3 protein-coding genes are annotated in these 3342 nt (G+C 56.8%); 1 reads left to right on the top strand and 2 read right to left on the bottom strand.

Going from position 1 to position 3342, the window contains the following annotated elements; genetic code table 11:
• Positions 1-185 precede the first annotated feature (185 nt).
• Positions 186-1523 carry a group II intron reverse transcriptase/maturase gene (gene ltrA, locus JIN81_RS18665; RefSeq protein WP_200283568.1) on the top strand — a complete coding sequence of 446 codons (1338 nt, stop codon included), beginning with the start codon at positions 186-188 and terminating at the stop codon, positions 1521-1523.
• A gap of 83 nt (positions 1524-1606) precedes the next feature.
• On the opposite strand, the gene JIN81_RS18660 is transcribed toward ltrA, so the two are convergent.
• Both JIN81_RS18660 and JIN81_RS18655 read right to left on the bottom strand, forming a co-directional pair.
• Positions 1607-2536 (bottom strand): hypothetical protein, encoded by a 930-nt coding sequence (locus JIN81_RS18660; protein ID WP_234045580.1) that lies wholly within the window; start codon positions 2534-2536, stop codon positions 1607-1609.
• A gap of 107 nt (positions 2537-2643) precedes the next feature.
• Positions 2644-3126, bottom strand: a complete 483-nt coding sequence (locus JIN81_RS18655) for a hypothetical protein (protein ID WP_200283562.1) — start codon at positions 3124-3126, stop codon at positions 2644-2646.
• Positions 3127-3342: the final 216 nt, after the last annotated feature.

Here is a 3342-nt window from a genome sequence, read left to right as displayed (position 1 = left end):
GCGGCAACGCCCGTCGTGACCGGCGAGGAGTCAGCAGAGGCCATAGTAGTTGGAGAAACGAGCCGGAGTGCGCGAAGCACAGCAAAGTGGCCGGAGGTCTCACTTCAACGAAGGGCCGAACCAATGACGGGACTCCGACTCGCGGAGCCCATCCACCACGACGAACCCGCAAGGGGAAGTGAGACATGGAGGTGACGCGAGCAGAGAAAGAGAGAGTCCGTGACGACCTGTTTGAACAGGTGATGACGCCCACCAACGTGACCGATGCCTGGAAACGGGTGAAGGCCAACGGTGGAGCGGCAGGGGTGGATGGGATGGAGATCGGGGACTTTCCTGACTTCGCCCGCCGCCACTGGGAAACCATCGCGGCCAAACTGCGTGAAGGGACCTACAAGCCCTCGCCGGTGCGCCGCGTGCTTATCCCCAAAGGCCGGGGGAGGTTTCGTCCCCTCGGCATCCCGACGGTATTGGATCGAGTGATCCAGCAAGCGATTGCCCAAGTGCTGGTCGAACTCCACGACCCGACCTTCAGCGAGCACAGCTACGGGTTTCGGCCCGGACGCAGTGCCCATCAAGCCATCGAAGCGATGCGCACGATGAGCCTGAGGAAAGGATATGGAGGACGCCGCTGCCATGTGGTGGACTGCGATCTGGAAACCTTCTTCGACACCGTCAACCACCAGAAGATGATGGCGCGGCTGCGTGAAAGCGTGGCTGACGAACGTCTTCTGAACCTCATCGGAAAGTTTCTGAAAGCCGGAGCAATCCTGCCGGATGGGACCTACGAAGAGAGCCAAAGTGGCGTGCCCCAGGGAGGTCCCCTGAGTCCGCTTCTGGCAAACATCCTACTCGATGAACTCGACAAGGAACTCGAAAGACGCGGTCACGCGTTTGTGAGATACGCGGACGACTTCGTGATCCTCTGCCATGGCCCCCGGGCGGCGGCGAGGGTGCTCGTGAGTATCACCCGCTGGCTCTCACGGCGACTGAGGCTGACGGTCAACGAGACCAAGAGCAAAGTGGTGCCGCTTGCCGAAGCGGCATTCCTCGGGTTTTGCATCCTGCGCAAGAAGGTCCGCTGGACCGACCGGAGCAGGACCAAGCTCAAGGAAAAGGTCCGAGTCATCACCAAACGCACGCGGGGCGTGTCCCCGCAGCAGGTGATGGTCGACCTGCAACGCCACCTTCGTGGAGCGGTGAACTACTACGCCTGTGGGATTCCGTATCGGGACATCGTCGAGTTGGATGGATGGCTGCGAAGGCGGATGCGTCTCTACTACTGGAAACAGTGGGGGAGGCCACGCACCCGCCGCCGGAAGCTCCTCGCGCTCGGTATTGATCGGGCCGAGGTGCACATGGCGAGCCGCAGCCGTAAAGGGCACTGGAGGATGAGTCGTAACAGCCTCGTGCATCGGGCAATGACCGACGCGTGGTTGCATACCCAAGGTCTTCCCGACCTCGTGAAACAATGGGTCGCCATTCGCTATCCGAACGGTCCGAAAGGCAGCGCGAAGATGGCATGACGAATTGGAACCGCCCGGTGCGGACCCGCATGCCGGGTGGTGTGGGGGGTGACGGTTAGAACCCGTCACCTACCCGATTAGCTTCATTGGTTGCTCTTCTCGCGCTCGATCTTCTCCAAACGATTTTGGGCGGGGTTGGTGGCGCCAACCGGAATATCCCGCCGAGCTGCAAGATCCTCGAGAAGCTCAATTGGCGCGTTGGGATGCTCAGCAATAATAGCGAGAACGCCATAATACTGGTGAGCACACTCAAGGGCCTTCGGATAAAAGCGATTTAGGGTCTTGCTCGTCAGTTCTGGTCGTTGAAATAACAGAGCGAGCAACGAGTAGTGATCATCGGGAACCGCCTCAATCAGATCGATCGCAATGTCCTCGGGGAAAGGCACATCGTGATCGGCAAGAGTATCACGAAACGCCCTGACGTCCGCTGGATACTGACCCAATTCGGTAAGCTCCTTCCTGTGAAATTCCTTCGCTAGCGCGGCTCTAGGCTCAGCTTTGATCTTAGCGACTATACGCTCATACTCAGGACGCTCGCGCTTTAGTTGTTCCTCGCGTCGCCTCTCAAATTCTCTCTCAGTTGCCATCTGCGCCCTGATCTTCTTAATCTGCGCTGGGTAGGCTTTGAAAGCCTCGATCATTCTATCGGGAATCTCGTCGGAAATGAAATGTAGCTCGTAAGGAGGGTCATCAGCGACTTCCTTACCTGGCTTGATCAAGTCGTAAGAGCGAGTCCTCTGATCGAATTTGAGGTTTAAGGTCTGATCTTCCACGGTCGATGGATTCAGGAACTTCATGGAAAGCGTCGACGATGTCTCATCAAACTCCCACTCTCCAATCTGACCCGATACCGCGGCATGAAAGTAGGCAAGGCCTCCTTCGTGAATCATCATGGTGACGATCGTAAATTCTTCGGCTTCGTTCGAGAACACGCCGAGGTGCGTCTTAGGCTCGTCTTCAGCGAAAGTGGCACCTACAAGGCTGAGGCCGGCTATCAGGGCTAAGAAGTGCATAATTTTCAAAGCTAACGTTAGAGTGATGCCGCCCGACGAAAATGGCGGCGGCAACGAGACTGGGTGAGGAAACAAGCCATGGGAACGAAATTCAACAAAGCCGCTGATCAGGGTCGGGCATCCACGGCTTGTTCGCTTTTGATTTTTTCGAGGAGGCTTCGACCCGCCTCCAGATGCGGCGTCAGGAAAGTTCGAGCCGTCTTGATGGCCCGAGACTGATCCCAATCCCACTCATCATCGATCAAATAGACTTGCTGGCGGATCTCGGTCATCTCAGTCCACTCACAAAGGCAAAACCGCTCATACATCAGCCTAAGGATCTCGCCCAATGGCTCAGCCTGATCGATTAGTCTGACTGCCATAGCGCCAAGAAATTCCTGGTCCGCGACCTCTTCGTCTGTAGCGATTGTTGGAATCAGGTTAAGCAAGTCGTGCTGTGCTGCACGAGGTGAGGTGGAAACCTCAATCAGCCAATACGGTGGATCATCGAGCCGCATGATCCAGGAATCGGCCCACTCGACAACATCCCGAGGCTGGATGACTCCAAGCCGCAACCCGATGGCCAAGTCACGCGCTTGAGGAGTCTTCATTTCTTGAGCGAACGTCAAAGAGATCCCAGCCCGATAAGGGAGCGCGATCTCGAATGCAGGGTAGAGATTCGAATTACCGAAGTCAATCAACTCGGGGCGTTATCGGGCTTGGGATCCTCGTCTTGTGTATGCCCATCATGGGCGGGAACCAAAAGGGGTTCAAGTCCCCTGTGTGATGAAACGATGAAAGAAGAAAGCACTACCAGAAGCCAACTG

It is taken from the genome of Haloferula rosea, from assembly GCF_016595525.1.
In the GTDB taxonomy this organism is placed as follows: domain Bacteria; phylum Verrucomicrobiota; class Verrucomicrobiia; order Verrucomicrobiales; family Akkermansiaceae; genus Haloferula; species Haloferula rosea.
Note: the sequence above shows the minus strand (reverse complement) of the source record. Positions and strands in the feature narration are given on the sequence as shown.